General features: G+C 70.0%; 19 protein-coding genes and 1 pseudogene. 16 read left to right on the top strand and 4 right to left on the bottom strand.

The window, feature by feature from the left end; all coding sequences use genetic code 11:
• Positions 1 to 112 precede the first annotated feature (112 nt).
• The 3 genes from ACWIE7_RS00620 to hisG are packed head-to-tail and all read left to right on the top strand — an operon-like array spanning position 113 to position 1,987.
• On the top strand, positions 113 to 829 hold the full coding sequence (locus ACWIE7_RS00620; protein ID WP_454058179.1) for an HAD family hydrolase: 717 nt from the start codon (positions 113 to 115) through the stop codon (positions 827 to 829).
• Positions 826 to 1,089 (top strand): phosphoribosyl-ATP diphosphatase, encoded by a 264-nt coding sequence (locus ACWIE7_RS00615; RefSeq protein WP_230928958.1) that lies wholly within the window; start codon positions 826 to 828, stop codon positions 1,087 to 1,089. The genes ACWIE7_RS00620 and ACWIE7_RS00615 overlap by 4 nt, the downstream gene beginning before the upstream one ends.
• A 46-nt stretch (positions 1,090 to 1,135) precedes the next feature.
• The gene (gene hisG / locus ACWIE7_RS00610) at positions 1,136 to 1,987 is read left to right on the top strand and encodes an ATP phosphoribosyltransferase (RefSeq protein WP_454058178.1); all 852 of its coding nucleotides are present in this window, start codon (positions 1,136 to 1,138) and stop codon (positions 1,985 to 1,987) included.
• Positions 1,988 to 2,103: 116 nt separating this feature from the next.
• Here hisG and ACWIE7_RS00605 read toward each other — a convergent pair whose 3' ends face one another.
• The gene (locus ACWIE7_RS00605; protein ID WP_452098843.1) at positions 2,104 to 2,871 is read right to left on the bottom strand and encodes a thioesterase family protein; all 768 of its coding nucleotides are present in this window, start codon (positions 2,869 to 2,871) and stop codon (positions 2,104 to 2,106) included.
• Positions 2,868 to 3,770 (bottom strand): RecB family exonuclease, encoded by a 903-nt coding sequence (locus tag ACWIE7_RS00600; RefSeq protein WP_452099058.1) that lies wholly within the window; start codon positions 3,768 to 3,770, stop codon positions 2,868 to 2,870. The genes ACWIE7_RS00605 and ACWIE7_RS00600 overlap by 4 nt, the downstream gene beginning before the upstream one ends.
• 115 nt (positions 3,771 to 3,885) lie before the next feature.
• On the opposite strand from ACWIE7_RS00600, the gene ACWIE7_RS00595 reads away from it, so the two are divergent.
• The 10 genes and pseudogenes from ACWIE7_RS00595 to ACWIE7_RS00550 all read left to right on the top strand — a co-directional run bounded on the left by ACWIE7_RS00595 (position 3,886) and on the right by ACWIE7_RS00550 (position 15,857).
• Complete coding sequence (locus tag ACWIE7_RS00595) at positions 3,886 to 4,725, top strand: tRNA (adenine-N1)-methyltransferase (protein WP_344996005.1); 840 nt, start codon at positions 3,886 to 3,888, stop codon at positions 4,723 to 4,725.
• A 103-nt stretch (positions 4,726 to 4,828) separates the two neighbouring features.
• Positions 4,829 to 6,499 (top strand): annotated as a pseudogene (gene arc / locus ACWIE7_RS00590) (proteasome ATPase); the annotation flags it as partial.
• A gap of 26 nt (positions 6,500 to 6,525) precedes the next feature.
• Positions 6,526 to 8,034 carry a depupylase/deamidase Dop gene (gene dop, locus ACWIE7_RS00585; protein WP_454068338.1) on the top strand — a complete coding sequence of 503 codons (1,509 nt, stop codon included), beginning with the start codon at positions 6,526 to 6,528 and terminating at the stop codon, positions 8,032 to 8,034.
• Positions 8,035 to 8,077: 43 nt separating this feature from the next.
• Positions 8,078 to 8,254, top strand: coding sequence for a ubiquitin-like protein Pup (locus tag ACWIE7_RS00580; RefSeq protein WP_454058176.1), 177 nt, complete (start codon positions 8,078 to 8,080; stop codon positions 8,252 to 8,254).
• 5 nt (positions 8,255 to 8,259) lie between these two features.
• The gene (gene pafA, locus ACWIE7_RS00575; protein WP_454068337.1) at positions 8,260 to 9,666 is read left to right on the top strand and encodes a Pup--protein ligase; all 1,407 of its coding nucleotides are present in this window, start codon (positions 8,260 to 8,262) and stop codon (positions 9,664 to 9,666) included.
• 11 nt (positions 9,667 to 9,677) lie between these two features.
• Positions 9,678 to 10,646, top strand: a complete 969-nt coding sequence (locus ACWIE7_RS00570; protein WP_452098838.1) for a helix-turn-helix transcriptional regulator — start codon at positions 9,678 to 9,680, stop codon at positions 10,644 to 10,646.
• Complete coding sequence (locus ACWIE7_RS00565) at positions 10,643 to 11,617, top strand: helix-turn-helix transcriptional regulator (protein WP_452098837.1); 975 nt, start codon at positions 10,643 to 10,645, stop codon at positions 11,615 to 11,617. The genes ACWIE7_RS00570 and ACWIE7_RS00565 overlap by 4 nt, the downstream gene beginning before the upstream one ends.
• A gap of 108 nt (positions 11,618 to 11,725) precedes the next feature.
• On the top strand, positions 11,726 to 12,106 hold the full coding sequence (gene tatA, locus ACWIE7_RS00560) for a Sec-independent protein translocase subunit TatA (RefSeq protein ID WP_454068336.1): 381 nt from the start codon (positions 11,726 to 11,728) through the stop codon (positions 12,104 to 12,106).
• 114 nt (positions 12,107 to 12,220) lie between these two features.
• On the top strand, positions 12,221 to 13,195 hold the full coding sequence (gene tatC / locus ACWIE7_RS00555; protein WP_454058194.1) for a twin-arginine translocase subunit TatC: 975 nt from the start codon (positions 12,221 to 12,223) through the stop codon (positions 13,193 to 13,195).
• A complete protein-coding gene (locus ACWIE7_RS00550; protein WP_454068335.1) occupies positions 13,179 to 15,857 on the top strand; it encodes a DEAD/DEAH box helicase in 2,679 nt (892 codons plus the stop codon). The genes tatC and ACWIE7_RS00550 overlap by 17 nt, the downstream gene beginning before the upstream one ends.
• A 127-nt stretch (positions 15,858 to 15,984) precedes the next feature.
• On the opposite strand, the gene ACWIE7_RS00545 is transcribed toward ACWIE7_RS00550, so the two are convergent.
• The gene (locus ACWIE7_RS00545; RefSeq protein WP_454058172.1) at positions 15,985 to 16,914 is read right to left on the bottom strand and encodes a 5'-3' exonuclease; all 930 of its coding nucleotides are present in this window, start codon (positions 16,912 to 16,914) and stop codon (positions 15,985 to 15,987) included.
• Positions 16,915 to 17,004: 90 nt separating this feature from the next.
• Between ACWIE7_RS00545 and ACWIE7_RS00540 the strand changes: the two genes are divergently transcribed.
• Positions 17,005 to 18,111, top strand: a complete 1,107-nt coding sequence (locus ACWIE7_RS00540; protein ID WP_452098832.1) for a M24 family metallopeptidase — start codon at positions 17,005 to 17,007, stop codon at positions 18,109 to 18,111.
• A gap of 5 nt (positions 18,112 to 18,116) precedes the next feature.
• Here the strand turns inward: ACWIE7_RS00540 and ACWIE7_RS00535 are convergent, their stop codons facing one another.
• Positions 18,117 to 18,524 carry a PPOX class F420-dependent oxidoreductase gene (locus ACWIE7_RS00535; RefSeq protein ID WP_454058171.1) on the bottom strand — a complete coding sequence of 136 codons (408 nt, stop codon included), beginning with the start codon at positions 18,522 to 18,524 and terminating at the stop codon, positions 18,117 to 18,119.
• Between the two features lie 85 nt (positions 18,525 to 18,609).
• Here ACWIE7_RS00535 and ACWIE7_RS00530 point away from each other — a divergent pair, with 85 nt between their 5' ends.
• Positions 18,610 to 19,383, top strand: coding sequence for an SDR family NAD(P)-dependent oxidoreductase (locus ACWIE7_RS00530; RefSeq protein WP_454068334.1), 774 nt, complete (start codon positions 18,610 to 18,612; stop codon positions 19,381 to 19,383).
• Positions 19,380 to 19,574 (top strand): SAM-dependent methyltransferase (locus ACWIE7_RS00525; protein ID WP_454068333.1); only part of this gene is annotated, 195 nt, incomplete at its 3' end. The genes ACWIE7_RS00530 and ACWIE7_RS00525, both read left to right, overlap by 4 nt.

Here is a 19,574-nt window from a genome sequence, read left to right as displayed (position 1 = left end):
CACAGCGGTCCGGGCCGCGTCGTCGTTTCCGTGTGCTCGCCGGGGGAGTGGGCGTGCCCCCGTCCGCGCACGCCCACTCCTCGGGTCGGGGCGTTCGGGTAGACAGTAGGCCGTGACCAGCATCGCGTGTGATCGTGCCCCGTCCGCCATCTGTCTCGACATGGACGGGACCCTCGTCGACACCGAACGACTATGGGACGTCGCCGTCTATGAGCTCGCCGAGCACATGGGGCGCCCCCTGGACGAGTCGACTCGAGAGCGGACGCTCGGAAACTCATTGCACGGCTTCTTCGAGATCCTCGGTGAATACACGGGCCACCGGATCGAGGGGGAGGAGTTCGATCGTCTCGCGCACCGGCTCAATTCACGGGTCACCGAACTGATGCGGACCGACATGACGTGGCGCCCCGGGGCGGAGGAGCTCCTCGCGGAGATCGCGGAGACCGGAACCCCGGTGGCGCTGGTCACCAACACGACGGCAGACGTGGCTCAGGTGCCCCTCGAGTTCATCAACCGGTCGCGATTCGACGTGGTGGTGACCGGGTGCATGGTCCCCGACGCGAAGCCCGCGCCGGACCCCTATCTCTTCGCCTGCGCGCGTCTGGGTGTGGACCCCCGCTCCTCGGTGGCGATCGAGGACTCCGTCACCGGCGCCACCGCCGCCGTGGCCGCCGGCTGCCGCGTGCTGTACGTGCCGTCCACTGATGGTCAGCCCGACGTGACCGGCGCACACACCCACCCGACACTCGTGGGTGTCGGGGTCTCCGCACTGCACACGCTCACCTCAGGGACACCCGCCGCTGTCGCTGTGGGAGAATCGGGCGTGTGAAGACCTTCGACTCGCTGTTCGCCGAACTGTCCGAGCGGATCGCCGCGCGCCCTGAGGGCTCCGGGACCGTCACCGCATTCGACAAGGGCGTACACCATCTCGGCAAGAAGGTCATCGAGGAGGCCGGCGAGGTCTGGATCGCAGCCGAATACCAGTCGGACGCCGAACTGGCGGAGGAGATCTCCCAGCTTCTCTACTGGACGCAGGTCATGATGCTCAAGCGGGGCCTGGGCCTCGAAGACGTCTACCGACATCTGTAGACCGTCACCCACGCCCACCCCTACGCACCTATTCCCAGGAGCCACCATGCTGCGCGTCGCAGTGCCCAACAAGGGCGCCCTGTCCGAGTCCGCTTCCGAGATGCTCTCCGAGGCCGGGTACCGCCGCCGACCGGAGGGCAGCAAGGATCTCTCGCTGATCGACCGCGAGAACGATGTCGAGTTCTACTTCCTCCGCCCGAAGGACATCGCCGTCTACGTCGGCTCCGGCCGTCTCGATCTGGGTATCACCGGCCGGGATCTCGCGGCCGACTCGATGGCCGAGGTCGACGAACTGCTGGAGATGGGCTTCGGCCGTTCGACCTTCCGCTACGCGGGCCCGGCCGGCGAAGGCTGGTCGGCCGAGCGTCTCGCGGGCTCCCGGATCGCGACCTCGTACCCCAACATCGTCCGACGCGATCTCGCCGACCGCGGGATCGAGGCCGAGGTCATCCGTCTCGACGGCGCCGTGGAGATCTCGATCCAGCTGGGCGTGGCGGACTGCATCGCAGACGTGGTGGGCTCCGGTCGAACCCTCAAGGTCCACGGACTTGAGGCGTTCGGCGACATCCTGTGCGATTCCTCGGGTGTGCTCATCTCGCGGATCGACGCCGATGTGTCGCCGGCGATGGCCCAGATGCGCGCGCGGTTGCAGGGCGTGGTGTTCGCACAGCAGTACATGATGCTCGACTACAACTGCCCCCGTGAACTGCTCGACGAGGTCTCGACGATCACCCCCGGCCTCGAGTCGCCGACGGTCTCGCCGATGGCGGACCCGGCGTGGATCGCGGTGCGGTCGATGGTGCCGCGCAAGCGGGTCAACTCGATCATGGACAAACTCGCCGTGGCCGGCGCGAAGTCGATCATCGCGACCGATATCCGTTCCTGCCGGATGGGCTGACGCCCACAACACTCGGCGAATCGCCGTCAGCCACGGAGGACCGGACGCCACGCGTTCAGGCTTTCCGGGGCTGTCCGGCTTCCCAGCCCCTTTCGACGGCGCCCGCCGGCAGGGATCTACACCGGCTCGATGAGCAATGCCTGGAGCGTGTGCCCGAGCGCGCCCGACGCGTCATAGAGCGTTCCGGACGTCGCACCGACCCCGTCGGGTCCGATCGAGGCGTGGGCGTCCACCCCGATCCACTCGCCCCGGGGCAGGCGATGGAGGTGCGTGACGAGATCGGTGTTGAGGAAGCGCCACTCGGTCGGTTCCAGCACCGCTCCGACCCCGTTGGCGATGTCCGCGATGCACATGACGTGCTCGACCGGTGACATTGTCTCGCCGGCGACCAGCGGATACCTGGGGCGCGCCCACACGATCCCGTCCTCGGCACCGCGAATCTGCAGCGAGTCGATGTATCCGCTGGTCCACCGGGTGAAGAACGAGCTGTCGAAGTCGGCCGCGGGCAGTACCCGTGGGCTGTCGACCGTCTGTTCCACCGCCGAGGTGTCCCCGGCACGCATCCGCCACGCGCTGGCGCGGGCCACCACGCGGCCGCCCGCTTCGAGTTCCGACTCGACGAGCTGGATCCGCTTGCCCGGGCGCGCGATCCGCGCCCGCGTCCGCAGTTCACCGAGCGGTACCGGGCCCAGCAGGTCCACCGCGATCCGGGAGATGCGGGTCCCGTCGGTTCCGTCGAGTCGGTCCATGGCGCGGGTGAGTATGGCCGACGGCGGCGCCCCGTGCTGGAGCTCCGGCCCCCACGCGCTCACGGTGTGCTCGGACGCCCGGAACACCTCCCAGCCGTCCTCGGCACCCAGCCGCTCGTAATAGGCCTCCGTCATGACCGCTCCTCGGTTCGTTGATCACCGGCCAGCAGATTCGGGGCATCGACCGGCACCACTCGCGACCCGGGCCAGCCCGGGTACTCCGGCGGGGTCCCCCCGAACGCCGGACACAACGCCTGATGATCGCACCAGCCGCAGAGCTTCGACGTACGGGGGCGGAAGTCCCCGGTCCTGCCGGCCTCCTCGATCTCCGTCCACAGGGCGTCCAGCGTGGACTCCGTCTCGACCATCGTGGCCAGATCCGGTGTGAGGGTGAGCCAGCTGCCGTTCTTCAGGTAGATCAGCTTCAGCTGGGCGGGCAGGACCCCGTGGATGCGCTGGTACATCAGCGCGTAGAACCGCATCTGGAACATGGCCTGGTCCTGGAAACGCGGGTGCGGCGGCTTGCCCGTCTTGTAATCCACCACCCGCACCTCACCGGTCGGCGCCAGGTCCACGCGGTCGAGGTAGCCGTGGAGCGGGGTGCCGGCGGAGGTGGCCGTGACGAGGTACTGCTCACACGAGGCGGGGGAGAAGCGCTGCGGGTCCTCGACGCCGTAGAGCCCGGCCACCATCGCGGCGACATCCGATTGGAACTCGTCCCGCCCCGCGAGCGGGACGACCTCCGCGCCGCCCTCGACCTCGTAGAAGCGCTCCACGGCGCCGGGCACCAGCTGCGCGGCACGCTGCGGGGCCCGCTCCGACTGCTCGAGTCCGTACAGCTCCTCGAGCACGGAGTGCACGACCGTGCCGAGCACCTGTGCGCGCGTCTTTGGCTCCGGGATCCGGTCCACGGTACGGAACCGGTACTGCAGGGGGCACCGCTGGAAGTCCGACGCGCGCGAGGCCGAGAGCGCCAGCGGCTTACGCTCGGGGACGACCGGGCCGGTGCCACCGACATCCTCGCCGCCGCCGATGTCCCGGGCGGCGCCCACATTGTTACCGTCACCGATTTCGAGGGGATCAATCACACCTGGCAGGGTAGACAACCGGTCGGACATCCGGCCCCCACCGTCACCCTGGAGGTCCACAGTGCAGCGATCCGGCCCGTTCGCGATCGGCGACCGCGTGCAGCTCACCGACACCAAGGGGCGCAAGTACACCGTCGTCCTGGTCGAGGGGGCGGAGTTCTTCACCCATCACGGCGCGGTGAAGCATGACGATCTCATCGGTGCGCCCGAGGGGTCGATCATCACCTCGACCAAGGACGCCGACTACCTGGCACTGCGGCCGCTGCTCACCGACTATGTGCTGTCGATGCCCCGTGGCGCCCAGGTCATCTATCCCAAGGACGCGGCGCAGATCGTGCACGAGGGCGACATCTTCCCGGGCGCACGCGTCCTGGAGGCCGGAGCCGGTTCGGGCGCGCTGACGTGTTCGCTGCTGCGCGCGGTCGGCCCGTCGGGCCGGGTGTTCTCCTACGAGATCCGCGAGGACCACGCCGAACACGCCGAGCGCAACGTCCGCACCTTCTACGGCGACCTGCCCGACAACTGGGATCTGCGGGTTGCGGATCTGGCGGAGACGTCGGTCGAGCAGCTGGACGGTCAGGTCGACCGGGTCATCCTGGACATGCTGGCGCCGTGGGAGTGCCTGCCCACCGTGAAGGACGTCCTGGTCCCGGGCGGCGTACTGGTGGTCTACGTGGCCACCACGACGCAGCTGTCGGATGTGGTGGAGGGCCTGCGCCGCCAGCAGTGCTGGACGGAGCCCCGCGCGTGGGAGTCGATCAACCGCGGGTGGCACGTGGTGGGTCTGGCCGTGCGCCCCGAGCACCGCATGCAGGGCCACACCGCGTTCCTGGTGACCGCGCGTCGCCTCGCCGAGGGTGTGACCACCCTCAAGCCCAAACGCCGCGCCGGAAAGGGCTGATCGGATAACAGCCTGGCCGGCGCGCCCGCGCCTCACCGCGGCGATAGGGTGGAGGTGACGACGACGAGGGGTCTCGTCGGCGAACCGGAGGGCAGGTGATCGCGTGACCGAGGGACGTTCCCCGGCCGGACAGGGTGATGATCGGGTCTCGGTCGACCGGGCGGAGCTGGTGCGGCTGCGCAAGGCGGCCGACGAGGGGGCCCGGTCGGATCGCGAGAAGACGGTCAAGATCGATGCCCTCGGCGCCCGCAACGTGCGTCTCGCGGAGCTGCTGAAGGACTCCCGGGACCAGCTCGAGGCCCTCAAGGGCGAGGTCGAGCGGCTCGGCAATCCGCCCAGCACCTACGGGGTCGTTCTCTCGAAGCCGGTGGACGGCGACACCGTCGAGGTCATGACCTCCGGCCGCCGTATGTTGCTGACGCTCGCGCCCGGCGTGGAACCGGCGACGCTCACGGTCGGCACGACGGTCCGCCTCAACGAGGCGCTGACCGTCCTGGAGGCCTCGTCCGACCTGCCCACCACCGGCGTCACGGCGATGTTCCGGGACGTCCTGGCGGACGGGCTGCGTGCCCGGGTCGTCATGGGGAACGACGAGGAGCACATCGTGCACCTGGCCGATCACCTCCGGGGCAGCCGGACCGCCGACCATCCGGCGCCGGTACGGCCCGGTGACGCGGTCCTGGTGGACCCGAAGGCGGCCGTGGCGTACGAGGTGGTGCCCAAGGCGGAGGTCGACGAACTCCTGCTCGAGGAGGTCCCGACCGTCGACTACTCGGACATCGGCGGGCTCGGCCAGCAGATCGAGCAGATCCGCGACGCGATCGAGCTCCCGTTCATCCACCATGACCTGTACCGCGAGTTCCATCTCGCGCCGCCGAAGGGCGTGCTGCTCTACGGCCCGCCCGGCTGCGGCAAGACACTCATCGCCAAGGCTGTGGCGCATTCGCTGGCCCGGGCCGCGGCGGTGTCGCGGGGCGACGACGTGGACGACGGCCGATACCCGAACTCGTACTTCCTGTCGATCAAGGGCCCCGAGCTGCTCAACAAGTACGTGGGCGAGACGGAGCGGCACATCCGCTCGATCTTCGAACGGGCCCGCGAGAAGGCCACCGAGGGCAATCCGGTGATCGTCTTCTTCGACGAGATGGACTCGATCTTCCGGACCCGTGGATCGGGCGTCTCCTCGGACATGGAGACCACGATCGTCCCGCAGCTGCTCGCGGAGATCGACGGCGTGGAGGACCTGCGCAACGTCATCGTGATCGGCGCCTCCAACCGGGAGGACATGATCGATCCGGCCATCCTGCGCCCGGGCCGGCTGGACCTGAAGATCAGGATCGACCGCCCGGACCGGGAGGCGGCGGTCGACATCCTCGGCAAGTACGTCACCACCGATCTGCGCTTCGACCCCGACGACATGGCGGGGGCCGCCGCCGACCAACACGTGGCGGCTCTGATCCAGCGCGTCACCGAGCGCCTCTACACCCGTGATGCCTCGACCACGTACGCACACCTGGTGTTCGCCTCCGGCCGCCGCTCCTCGATGTACCTGGCAGATCTGACGTCGGGGGCCATGCTGCGCAATATCGTGGACCGCGCCAAGAAGCTCGCGATCAAGGACATCGTGCACGGCACCGGTAAGGGCCTGACCACGGACGACTTCCTGGACGCCGTGGAGGCCGAGTTCGCGGAGAACACCGACCTGCCCAACACCTCCAACCCACAGGAGTGGGCGCGCCTGACCGGCGTGCGTGGCGAGCGGGTCGTGGAGGTCACCGTGCCGAACAGGGAAGAGAGCGCATGAACGCGAGTGCCCGCCCGCCCCGCCCCGTGCGCGGCCGGATCATCGGAACCGAGATCGAGTTCGGGATCGTCGCCGTGAGCCAGCCGCTGCTGAGCTCGGTCGTCACCTCGACCCAGGTGGTCAAGGCCTACACCGATCCGGGTGAGGGCGCGGGCGGCGCCGACGAGGCGCGGTGGGACTACGAGTCCGAGTCGCCGCTCCGGGACGCCCGCGGGTTCGACCTCGGCATCGCCCGGGCGTACGACCCCAGCGAGTTCGGTGTGACCAACCGGGTGCTCACCAACGGCGCGCGCTTCTACGTCGATCACGCCCACCCCGAGTACTCGGCCCCGGAGGTCGACTCGCCGCGGGACGCCGTGATCTGGGACAAGGCGGGCGAGGTCATCATGCACCGGGCCGGCGTGGAGTCCTCGACCACGGAGGACAACGCGGAGCTCAAGCTCTACAAGAACAACGTGGACGGCAAGGGGGCCTCGTACGGCGCCCACGAGAACTACCTCGTGCGTCGCGACGTGGACTTCGACGCGCTGACCCTCAGTCTGGCCACCCACCTGCTGTCGCGGCAGGTGTACACCGGCGCGGGCAGGGTGGGCATCGGTCAGGAAGGGCAGACCGCCGGGTTCCAGATCTCCCAGCGGGCCGACTACATCGAGGTTCTGACCGGGCTCGAGACCACGCTGCGCCGCGGGATCATCAACACGCGCGACGAACCGCACGCCACCGACGAGACGTGGCGACGCCTGCACGTCATCATCGGTGACGCCAATATGGCGGAGCTGTCCACCTACCTCAAGATCGGCACCACCTGCCTGGTGCTGGACGCGATCGAGACCGGCGTCGACTTCGCGGATCTGCTCCCCACGGACCCGGTCGAGGCCGTGCACACGATCAGCCACGACCCGGGCCTCACGGCGACGGTGCCGCTCGCCGACGGCCGTGAGATCACCGCACTGGCGATGCAGCGGGAGATCCTGGCGCGGGTCACCGAGATGGTGGGCGACGGCTCCGGCCGACCAGCGTGGGCTCTCGAGGTGCTCGCCGAGTGGCGGGAGATCCTCGACGCCCTCGAGGAGAACCCGATGTCGTGCGCGGACCGGCTCGACTGGCCGGCCAAGCTCCGGCTGCTGGAGGGCTTCCGAACCCGTGACGGCCTGGGCTGGGACCACGCCAGGCTCGCCCTGATCGACTTCCAGTACCACGACATCGACCCCGGGCGTGGCCTCTACAACCGACTGGTCGCCAAGGGCGCGATCCGCCGGCTCACCGGTGATGCCGAGATCGACGCCGCCATCACGACACCCCCGGAGACGACGCGGGCCTGGGCCCGCGGACGTTTCCTGGCCGAACTCGGGGATCGCGTCCACGCCGCCGGATGGGACCACGTCGTCGTCGTCGACACCCGCGGCCGGGAACGGCACGTCGACCTCTCCGACCCCTACACCGGCAGCCGGGAGTTCTGCGAGGCCAACCCCGGCTTCCTGGGGCCCGACGGCCCCACCACCTGATCACCGCCGACAGCAGAGCACCAGCGAACAAGGAGCAACCACCATGGCCCAGATCCAGAAGCACGCCGGCGGCCCCGGCGACGGTGACGACGAGGCCGGCCAGGTCGCCAAGGCCACCGACACCAGCGCCGCCGACTCGCTGCTCGACGAGATCGACGACATCCTCGAGACCAACGCCGAGGAGTTCGTGAAGTCCTACGTCCAGAAGGGCGGGCAGTAGACCCCATGTTGCGTCGCATCGTCGGGATCGAGACCGAGTTCGGGATCACCAGCGTTGGGGGAGAGGGTGCCCGGTCGCTCGGCGCCGACGAGATCGCGCGCTACCTGTTCCGCCCCGTCGTGGAGCGCTGGCGTAGCTCGAACGTCTTCCTCGAGAACGGCTCGCGCCTCTACCTGGACGTCGGCTCGCACCCCGAGTACGCCACGGCCGAATGCGACGGCCTGCGCCAGCTCGTGGCCCACGACCGGGCGGGGGAGCGGATCGTCGACGACCTCGGACTGTGCGCCGAACAGTCGCTGGCCGCCGAGGGGATCGACGCGAAGGTCTACCTGTTCAAGAACAACACCGACACGGTGGGCAACTCCTACGGGTGCCACGAGAACTACCTGCTCGACCGCGCCACCCAGGTGCGCAGCATCGGCACCACACTGCTGCCGTTCCTGGTGAGCCGGCAGCTCTACTGTGGCGCCGGCAAGATCCTGCCGGGCACGCCCCCCGGGGTGGGGCTCGACCAGACCCCGGGACCGACGTTCTGCTTCTCGCAGCGGGCCGAGCACATGTGGGACGGGGTCTCCTCGGCCACCACCCGTTCCCGGCCGCTGATCAACACCCGCGACGAGCCCCACGCGGACTCCACCCGGTTCCGGCGCATGCACGTGATCGTGGGCGACTCCAACATGATCGAGACCACCACGCTGCTGAAGATCGCCACCACGCGGCTGGTGTTGGAGATGCTCGAGGCCGGGGTCGAGCTGCGTCCCATGGCCGTGGCGCACCCCGTGCGTGCGATCCGCGAGATCAGCCGCGACCTGACCGGCACCCGCCCCGTGGCCATGACCGACGGCACCACGATGAGCGCCCTGGAGATCCAGCGGGAGTTCCTGGCCGCGGTCCACCGGTACCTGGACGCGGGCGGCTGGGAGCGCGACGACCGCGACGTGGTGACCGAGTGCGTCGCCCTGTGGGAGCGCGTACTCGACGCCGTCGAATCGGGTGACCACGATTCGATCGCCGCCGACATCGACTGGGCGGCCAAGCTCCGGCTGATCCGGCAGGTCCAGGACAGGACCGGCGTCGACCTTGACCACCCCAGGCTCGCGCAGATCGACCTGACCTACCACGACATCCGGCCCGGCCGAGGTCTGCACTCCATCCTGGAGCGGCGCGGTCTGGTCTCCCGGGTGGTGGACGACGCCGAGGTCGAGCACGCACGGGCGGTCGCCCCCGAGACGACCCGGGCGGCACTACGTGGTCGATTCATCACCGCCGCGCGCGAGGCCGGGCGGGACCACACCGTGGACTGGGTGCATCTCAAGGTCACCGACGGCACCCTCCCGACCGTCGCGCTGACGGACCCGTTCGCCGACGGGGACCCGCGTGTCGACGACCTGATCTCCGCGCTCGGACGATAGCGTTCCTGCACGTGTCCACCTCGAAGTCACAGCGACTGGTCAACCTGGTGATCTGTCTGCGCTCGACCAACGCCTACCTGTCGGCCGACGAGATCCGCCGGATGGTGCAGGGCTACGACGACTGCGAGAACGAGGCCGCCTACCTGCGCATGTTCGAGCGGGACAAGCGCGAACTCCGCGACGCCGGCGTGCCGCTCGAGCAGGGGGCGTCGCTGGCCCACGGTTCGCCGGCCGGGTACCGGATCCCGGCTCGTGACTACGAGCTCCCCGAGATCACCCTGACGGCCGAGCAGACCGGAGTCCTCGCGGTGGCCGCCGAGGTCTGGCGCGAAGGGGAGCGGTCCGCCCGCGCGGACGGGGCGTTGGCCAAGCTCACCGCCGCGGGCATCGATCCGGTGCGGGACGTCGGTACGACCGTCTCCGTCGAGGACCCCGCCGAACTGGCCACCGCGGCGGTCGTCGCCGAGGCTGCAGCGGAGGGCGCCGTGGTGATGTTCTCCCACACTCCCGCGGGGGCCACCGAGTCCAGCGACCGTCGCGTGGAGCCCTGGTGGACCGGTTCACGGCACGGGCACTGGTATCTCGTGGGCCATGACCAGGACCGCGGCGAGCCCCGTACGTTCCGGTTGATCCGCATGTCGGACGTTCGTCTCGGCCGCGGCAGGCGCACCGCCCCGGTGCCGCCCACCGAGCGCGTTCTCGAACTGCTCGACGATGCGGTCTCGAGGCTCAACCCCGTCGTACAGGCCACGGTGTGGGCGGCCAAGGCTCGGGCAGCGGAACTCCGCGCCATGGCCCGCTCGGAGACGTCGGCCCATCGCTTCGATCGCAGTGGTACCGATCTCGAGCTGTCCGCACCATTGGGTGAACTGTCCTCGCTCGTCGCGGCCCAGGGTGCCGACGCGGTGGCCCTGCGGCCGGCCGAGCTCCGCGTCCGCGTGGTGTCGATCCTGACCGCCGCCGAGGAGGCGATCCGATGAGCACTCGTTCGGTCCCGCTCGCGACCCTGCTCAGCGTGGTCCCGTACTTCCACAGCCGCGGCGCCGTCCCCGTCTCCGAGGCCGCGCGCGACCTGGGGATGACCGACAAGGCGCTGCGGTACGCCCTGTGGCAGCTGTGGTCCTGCGGCCTACCCGGTTACGGCCCCGGCGACCTCATCGACCTCGCCTTCTCCGCGGAGGATCTGGACGACGCCGAGATGGTGGAGGTGACGTTCACCGCCGGCATCGACCGGCCCGTGCGGCTGACCGCCGCCGAGGCCGTGACCCTGGAGACCGGGCTGGCCGTGTTCCTGGACCGCCCCGAGGTCGTCGAACAGGCCGCGCTGCGCGATCTGCTGGCCACGTTGCGGACGGCGGCCGGCGCCGAGAGCGCCCCCGCGCCCCACGGATCCGACACAGGGGATTCCGACGCCGACGTGGTTCGCACCGCCGTCCACTCGGGTCGCGCACTCCGGTTCGTCTACCACTCCGCGAGCTCGGACAGCTCGACCATCCGCGTGGTGGACCCGGCCAGGCTGTCGGTCGCGGACGGCCACTCCTACGTCCACGGGATGGACCGTGGCTCGGGCGCGTGGCGCACGTTCCGGACCGACCGGATGAGCCGTGTGGAGGAGGTGGGACCGCGCCGCGCTTTGGGACCCGAGCCCCAGGACGACGGCGAGGGTGAGCGCCGCCTGGAGCGGGCGATCGTCCCCGCGGCCGGTGCCTGGTTCCTCGACGAGTTCGGTTTCCATTCCGTGGCCCGCCGCCCGGACGGCGATCTGGACGTCGAGATCGCGTATTTCGACCGGGCCTGGCTCGTGCGGTTCCTGCTGGGCCACGCCGACGTGGTGACACCGGCCGATCCCGTGCTCGCGAGGGAGATCGCGGAGCGTGCCACCGCGGGTCTGGCCGTCTACACCGGAAGTGTGTCGGAACCGACGGAAGAAGAGCCCGCGCCAGGGATGTGAATGTTCCGTGAACGTGCAGGTCACCGCCGGTAAACGCCGATACCGCGGTGTCGGCGGTCGCGCGGGGTGCGCTAGCATGGAAACGTTGTCAGACAAACGGAGGTTGACATGGGTGCGTTGAGCATCTGGCACTGGCTCATCGTTCTCGCGGTGGTGCTCCTGCTGTTCGGTTCGAAGAAGCTCCCGGACGCCGCGCGCGGTCTCGGGCGGTCGATGCGCATCTTCAAGTCCGAGATGAAGGAGATGCAGAACGACGGCTCCCCGGCGGAGAACGACGAGCCCCAGGCCCTCACCCAGGGCCAGCCGAACGCGGCCCAGTACGTGCAGCCGCAGAGCCAGCAGCCGGCACCGGCACCGGCCCCGCAGTATCAGCAGCCCGTCTCCCAGCCGCAGCCCCACCCTCAGCAGCACCGGACTCCCGCCGCGCCGCAGCAGCCGCAGCAGCACTCGGACCCCACCGCTCCGTACCAGGGCGGGCAGGGGCAGTAGGTCTCCTCATCGATGACTGATACCGGGTCCCCGACGACCGGCGCCTCCCCACAGGGGGGCGCCGGTCGCCTGCTGTCCAAGCGCCGTCGTCGTCGGCGTAACCCGGACGGCACGATGCCGCTCATCGAGCACATCTACGAACTGCGCACCAGGCTGCTCATCGCCATGGCGGCGATCGTGGTGTTCATGGGTTTCGGCTTCTGGTGGTACGGCAGTGGCATCGGCGTGATCCCGTCACTCGGTGAGATCCTCACCGGCCCGTACTGTGACATCCCGCCGGGCGCCCGGCTTCAGCTCGGGGACGGCGACCAGTGCCGCCTCCTGGCCACGGGCCCGTTCGAGCAGTTCATGCTCCGACTCAAGGTGTCGGCCACCGCGGGCATCGTGATCTCCAGTCCGGTCTGGCTCTACCAGTTGTGGGCGTTCATCACGCCCGGGCTGCACAAGAACGAGAAGCGCTACGGCATCGTCTTCACGACCCTCGCCGCCGTGCTGTTCATCGGTGGCGCGGTGCTGGCGTACATCGTGATCGTCCACGCCCTCGAGTTCCTGCTGTCGATCGGCGACAACGTCCAGACCACAGCACTGTCGGGAACGCAGTACTTCACCTTCCTCATCCAGCTCATCCTCATCTTCGGCGTGAGTTTCGAGATCCCCCTGCTGCTCGCGATGCTCAACGTGGCCGGGGTGCTCAGCTACGAGATGCTCGCCAAGTCCCGTCGCGGGATCATCATGGGCATCTTCGTGTTCGCCGCGGTCGCCTCGCCCGGGCAGGACCCGTTCTCGATGCTCGCGCTCGCCGTGGCCGTGTGCATCCTGGTCGAGTTCTCCATCCAGTTCGCCCGCCTGCGCGACAAGCGCAAGAAGAAGGCCCGCGCGGAGTGGCTCGAGGTGGACGACGAATCGGCGTCCCCGATCGAGGCGTCCGGGGGCATCGACTCCTCGGGTGGGATCGGCGCCTCGGGGCCGCTGGGTCGTCCGGCTCCGGTACCCACCTCCGCTCCCGCCGGTGGCGCCCCCGCGCCGCACAACTCCAGCCCGCTCCAGGCGCCCACCGGCGGCGGGTCACCGTATGACGACATCACCTGACATCACCGGCCCCGACGAGGGAGACCATTCCGGAGAGCTGCTCGACTCGTTCCTCTCCGGCGAGGGATTCACCCCGGACCCGTTCCAACTCGAGTCGTTCACCGCCCTGGACGCCGGGCGCAACCTCCTCGTGTCGGCTCCCACAGGCTCCGGCAAGACGCTGGTGGGCGAGTACGCGGCCTATCGTGCTCTCGCCGGCGGGGGCCGGTGCTTCTACACGACGCCGATCAAGGCCCTCAGCAACCAGAAGTTCCGTCAGTTCCGCGAGCGGTTCGGCCCGGAGAACGTCGGCCTGCTCACCGGCGATCACTCCATCGATGCGGACGCGCCCATCGTGGTGATGACCACCGAGGTCCTGCGGAACATGATCTACAGCGGATCATCGGCGCTGCACGATCTCGACTGCGTGGTGATGGACGAGATCCACTACCTGGGGGATCGGTCACGAGGCGTGGTGTGGGAGGAGATCATCCTCACCCTCGATCCCGCGGTGCGGCTGGTCGGCCTGTCGGCCACGCTGAGCAACACCGACGAGCTGGGCGACTGGATCACCGAGATCCGCGGTGACACCGCCGTGGTGCTCTCCGATCACCGGCCCGTGCCCCTGGCCCACATGCTCTACACCGACGGAGACCTGGTCCCCGTCCGGGCGGCTGCCGAACAGCGCCGGCGAACCCACGCCGGGTACCACGACGAGCGGGTGGCCCCCCGTCAGGGCGCGCAGTGGGCCCGCCGTCGGGATGTCATCGACAAGCTCGACGACGAGCGTCTGCTGCCCGCCATCTACTTCGTCTTCTCCCGCGCCGGGTGTGACGGTGCGGTCGCGCAGATGCGCCGCGCCCGGCTGCGGCTGACGACCGGGGAGGAGTCCCGGCGCATCGCCTCTCATGTGGACGCCGCGTGCGCCCCGGTCCCGCAGCACGACCTGGACGCCCTCGACTACCCGGCGTTCCGGGCCGGGCTGGTCAGCGGGATCGCGGCGCACCACGCGGGGATGCTCCCGCTGTTCCGCACGGTCGTGGAGGAGTTGTTCTCGGCGGGGCTCATCAAGGTCGTGTTCGCCACGGAGACCCTGGCGTTGGGAATCCACATGCCGGCGCGCGCCGTGGTGCTCGAGAAGACCACCAAGTTCAACGGCGACACCCACGCGATGCTCACCTCGTCGGAGTACTCACAGATCACCGGCCGCGCCGGCCGGCGCGGTATCGACACCAAGGGCACCGCGGTCGTCCTGAGTCAGCCCGATCTCGACCTCGACGCGTTGGCGGCCCTCGTGGACACTCCGCGCTTCCCGTTGCACAGCGCTTTCGCACCCGACTACTCGATGGCGGTCAACCTCGTCGAGCAACGTGGAGTCGACGAGGCCACCTCGCTGATCGGCCGGTCCTTCGCGCAGTTCCAGACGGACCGGACACTCGTCTCACGCTCCCGCGCGATCGAGCGCCGCGCCGACGAGCGTGACCGGATGCGCGCCACCCTCGTCGAGGCGGGAGGCGACGAGGAGCTCGATGAGTACATGGCGGCCCGTTCGAATCTGAGTCGGCTCGAGCGCAAGGTCGAGAAATCCTCACGCGACGACCGGCTCTCCGCCGTCCGTGAGGCGATGCTCAGGCAGACCGCGGGCTCGGTCATCACGGTCGGCCGCAAGCGATACGGGATCGTCGCCACGGTCCTGCAGGTGCGCACCGACATCCCGTCCGACCCGGCCTTGCTGTGCCTCACCGACACCGGCTGGACAGGGTGGCTGCACCAGCACGACTTCTCCGTACCGCCCGTTCCCGTCGGCCGGGTGGACCTGCCCAGAGGCCGACGCAAGCTCGACGGGCGCGCCAAGAGAGCGCTCGTCCAACGCATGGAGCACCTGCGGGGCAAGGCCAAGGGACGCATGAAGAACTCCGGCGGGAAGCCGATGCGCAAGGATCCCCGCATCGCCGCCGCGCGCCGTGAGCTGCGCCAGCATCCGCTCCACGACGATCCCGGCATCGACAAGCTCGCCCGCCTACACGAACGCTGGGCGAAAGCCGATGCCGATGTCGCCGCCCTCACCGCCGAGGTCGATGCGGATTCCGACTCGCTGGCCCGCCGGTTCCGCCGCATCGTCGAGCTGCTACTACAGCTCGGGTACCTGGCGGAGTACGAGGGCGCGCTGCGCGCCACCGATGCCGGCAGACTCCTGGCAGGAGTGCATACCGAACAGGACCTCTTCGTGGCCGAGTGCCTCCGACGCGGCGTCTGGCGCGGACTCGACCCGGCAGGGCTGGCCGCCGTGATCGCCACCGTGGTCGCGCACCCGCGCAGCGAATCGGCCGTTCGCGAACCGTCGGACGAGACCCTGCGCACCGCCCTGGCGGACACCGAACGGGTGGCCTCGGACGTCGCCGGGGTCGAACGCGCGCACCGGCTGCCCGCGACCCCCGACCTGGATGCCGGTCTCGCGCCGGTGCTCCACCACTGGGTATCCGGCGGCGCCCTGTCCTCGATCCTGGCCGCTTCGTGGCAGGAAGGCGTGGAGCTGACCGCCGGCGACTTCGTCCGATCCGCCCGCCTGGTGGTGGACGTACTCGCGCAGGTGGGCCAGGTCGCGGAACCCGACCTCGCCCGGACCGCACGATCCGCGGTCGGCTCGCTGCGGCGGGGCGTCGTCCTCGACCACATGGCCTGACCCGCCCACTCCCGCGCCCACTCCCGCATCGACAAGAGTGTTCGGCACACAAAACGCGAGAGACAGGTGCGTCGAACGCTCTTCTCGATGTTGGCCGCAGCGGGGGAATATCAGGAGAGGGACGGGTTCAGGCCTCGTCCAGCGTCGCCGTCGTCTCGACCAGCCGGCCGATCGCCCGGGCCTGTCCGGTCGCCCGACCGAGCTCTTCGAGTCGCCCATCGTCGACCGGACCGCGTCGGCCGTCGGTGTCGCCGTCGAACTCCAGCTCGAACGCCCGCCCGCCCAGACGGACCACCCCGCGGGCCGCGTCCAGATAGTCGGTGCCCGCCAGGACGGAGCTGCGCTGGCGTGCGGTCAGCCCCGATCCCGGGTCCGTCGCCGCGGCCACGATCCCGTCGAGATCGCCGTACTCGCGCAGCAGAGTCGCCGCGGTCTTGGCACCGACGCCCGCCACACCGGGCAGCCCGTCCGAGGCGTCACCCACCAACACCGCGTAGTCGGCGTACACGCCGGCATCGGCGGCCTCGGGCAGATCGAAGCGCTCGGCCACCACCCCCGGCGTGTACGCCAGCCGCTTCTTCATCCCGGCGCCCACGTACACCACCGTGGTGGACGCCGATGCGAGCTGGAACAGATCACGGTCGCCGGTGACGACCAGTACCTCTCGATCGCGGGCGGAGAGCTCGGCGAGCACGTCATCGGCCTCCGCGTCCTCGGCCCACGCCTGGGTGATGCCCGCCGCGGACAGGACCGCACGGATCGAATTCACCTGTGGCGCCAACGAGGCGGGGGCGTCCTCCTCGCCGTCGTCGCCGACCCGATGCGTCTTGTACGACGGCAACAGCGCCACGCGCCAATCCGGCCGCCACTGACGGTCCAGCGCGGCCACGAGCCCGCTCGGCGAGTACTCCTCGACCAGAACCGCCACCATGTCGCAGAACCCACGCACCGCATTCGCCGGGGCGCCGTCGGGGCCGGTGATCTTCTCCGGGACCGAGTGGAACGCCCGGAACCACAGCCCGGCGCTGTCGAGAACCATCAACGGCCCCTGGGACATCGCGCCTCCTGGAGATCTGGTCTGGACCACCCCGCAAGGATAGCCGCCGACGGAGGCGGGCGAAGCGCGGCTCGGCCTACTCTGGGGGACATGAATGCCGACTCCCCGGATCTCCACCCGAACCGCCTCGACGCCGTCCGCGCCCGCGCGCGGGAGATCGGGATCGACCACGTGGTGGTCTATTCCGGGGAGGACATGGCCTACCTGACAGGTCTACGGATGGACTCCCACGAGCGGCTCACCGCGCTGGTGGTCCCCGCGGCCGGTGACGCGCCGCTGCTGATCCTGCCGTCACTCGAGCTCACCGATCCGGTCCGCCGTGCCGCCGAGCAGGTCGGCGCGACCGTGCACCCGTGGGCGGACGGGACGGACGCGGTGGCGCTGGTCGCGGGGAAGGTGTCCGGACGGGTGTCGGTGTCGACCGCCATGCCGGCGTTGCACCTGGTGCCGCTACAGCAGGGCGTCGACGGCGAGGTGGTGCTGGCCTCGGACGTGATCGATCACGTCCGGGCCGTCAAGAACGCGCACGAGGTGGGTGAGCTCGCCGAGGCCGCCCGCCGCATCGATGCCGTGCACGAGCGAATGGGCGAGTTCCTGCAGGTGGGACGGACCGAGTCGGAGGTCGGTGAACTCATCACGGCCGCCATCGAGGCGGTGGGGCTCACGCACGCCGAGTTCGTGATCGTCGGCTCCGGCCCGCACGGTGCGGACCCGCACCACGGGGTCTCCGACCGCGTGGTGCAGGCGGGTGACGTCGTCGTGGTCGACATCGGCGGGCCGCTGCCCAGCGGCTACCACTCCGACTGCACCCGCACCTATTCGATGGGCCAGCCGTCCGAGCAGGTCACCCGCGAGTACGCCGCGTTGCAGGAGGCGCAGCGACTGGCACGCGAGGCCGTGCGGCCCGGGGTGGCCATCGGCGAGGTCGACGCGGCGGCACGTGAGTACCTGGCGGCGGCCGGGCTGGGGGAGCGGTTCATCCACCGCACCGGTCACGGGATCGGGCTCGGGCTGCACGAGCCGCCGTTCGTGGCGCCCGGGGCGGACACCGTGCTGGCCGAGGGGATGACCTTCTCCGTCGAGCCGGGAATCTACCTGGACGGGCACTGGGGTGCCCGGCTGGAGGACATCGTCGCGGTGACCGCGGACGGCCGTCGCGATCTCAACAACGGCGAGCGGGGCCTCCGGGTCCTGTAGAGGGACTAGGCGCCGGTGAACATCCGGGCGGATCCGAGCACGCGGTCGACCTCGATCGCGACCACCACGCGCTCGGGGTTCGGGCGCGGTTCCCGGTACCGTAGTGCGTATCGGCGCTCGCCTTCGTGAACCGCGTCGGCGTCTGTCAGCAGCCGGACCGGGCCCTCGAAGGTCAGCCAGCGGCCGCCGTCGACGTGGGACACCGCCGCGCGGCCGCCCCGCTCGGCATTGCGCGCCTTCTGTGACCCGCGCCTGGTGATCACCCGGGCGAGCCCGCCTTCGGTATCTATCGTGAAGCCCACGGCCACGACGTGCGGGGACCCGTCGGCACGGAGGGTGGTCAGTGTGCCCAGATGGTAGGTCGACAGGAACTGGTGAGCCTCGTCGGACAGCTCGGTCAGGGTGCGGGCCATGTGCTCGAGACTGCCACAGCGGTCAGGAATCGCCGAGGTGGGCCGTGAGGCCCGCCGGCGCGGGCCTGCGTGAAACACTGAGCACATGCCCACACCCGCATCGTCGTCCTCCCGGCCCGGTGGCGAGGTCGTCGTCATCTTCGGCGGCCGCAGTGAGATCGGATTGGCCGTGGCGCGCCGCCTCGCGCCCGGTCGTACCGTCGTGCTGGCGTCCAGGCCGGGCGGCGACGTATCGACGCTTGCCGCTCCGCTCGAGGCGGCGGGCGCTGCCGCGGTAGAGATCATGGACTTCGACGCCGACGACATCGGCACCCACGCCGCGGTGGTCGACCGGATCGAGTCCCGGGTCGGCCCCGTCGACATCGCGGTCCTCGCATTCGGCATCCTCGGTGACCAGGAGATCGCCGAGCGGGACGCCGAGGCCGCCGCGCAGATCCTCCACACCGACTTCGTGGCCCAGGCCGCACTGTTGACGACGCTGGCCGAGCGGATGAAATCCCGCCGGCAGGGCGTTCTCGTGGCGTTCTCGTCGGTAGCCGGGCAGCGCGTCCGGCGCGCCAACTACGTGTACGGGTCGGCCAAAGCGGGACTGGACGGTTTCGCCTCCGGGATGGCCGACGCTCTGCACGGCACCGGCGTCACCCTGGTGATCCCGCGGCCGGGCTTCGTGATCGGTCGCATGACCACGGGCATGGATCCCGCACCGTTCTCCTCGACCCCGGACGAGGTGGCGGACGCCGTGGTCGCCCGCGTTCTCGCGCGCCGCGCGGGTGTCGTGTGGATACCGTGGCAGCTGCGGGTGATGTTCGCCGTCGCCCGTCTCGTACCCCAGCCGATCTGGCGACGGATGCCCCGGTGAGCCGCCCGGGAGGGCCCGCGTCCGGCGAGCCCGCGCAGGTGCACCTCGTCGGGGTGGGACCCGGCCCTGTCGACCTGCTCACGGTACGGGCCTCACGCCTGATCGCGATGAGCGGGACCTGCCTCCACGCCCACGGCCTCGTGCCCCGGGAGGCCATGTCCCTGATGCCGCCCACCGCGAGGGTCGTGGAC

The organism is Dietzia sp. NPDC055343 (assembly GCF_053645265.1).
The sequence above is the reverse complement of the archived record's forward strand: the minus strand, read 5'-3'. Positions and strand labels throughout refer to the sequence as shown.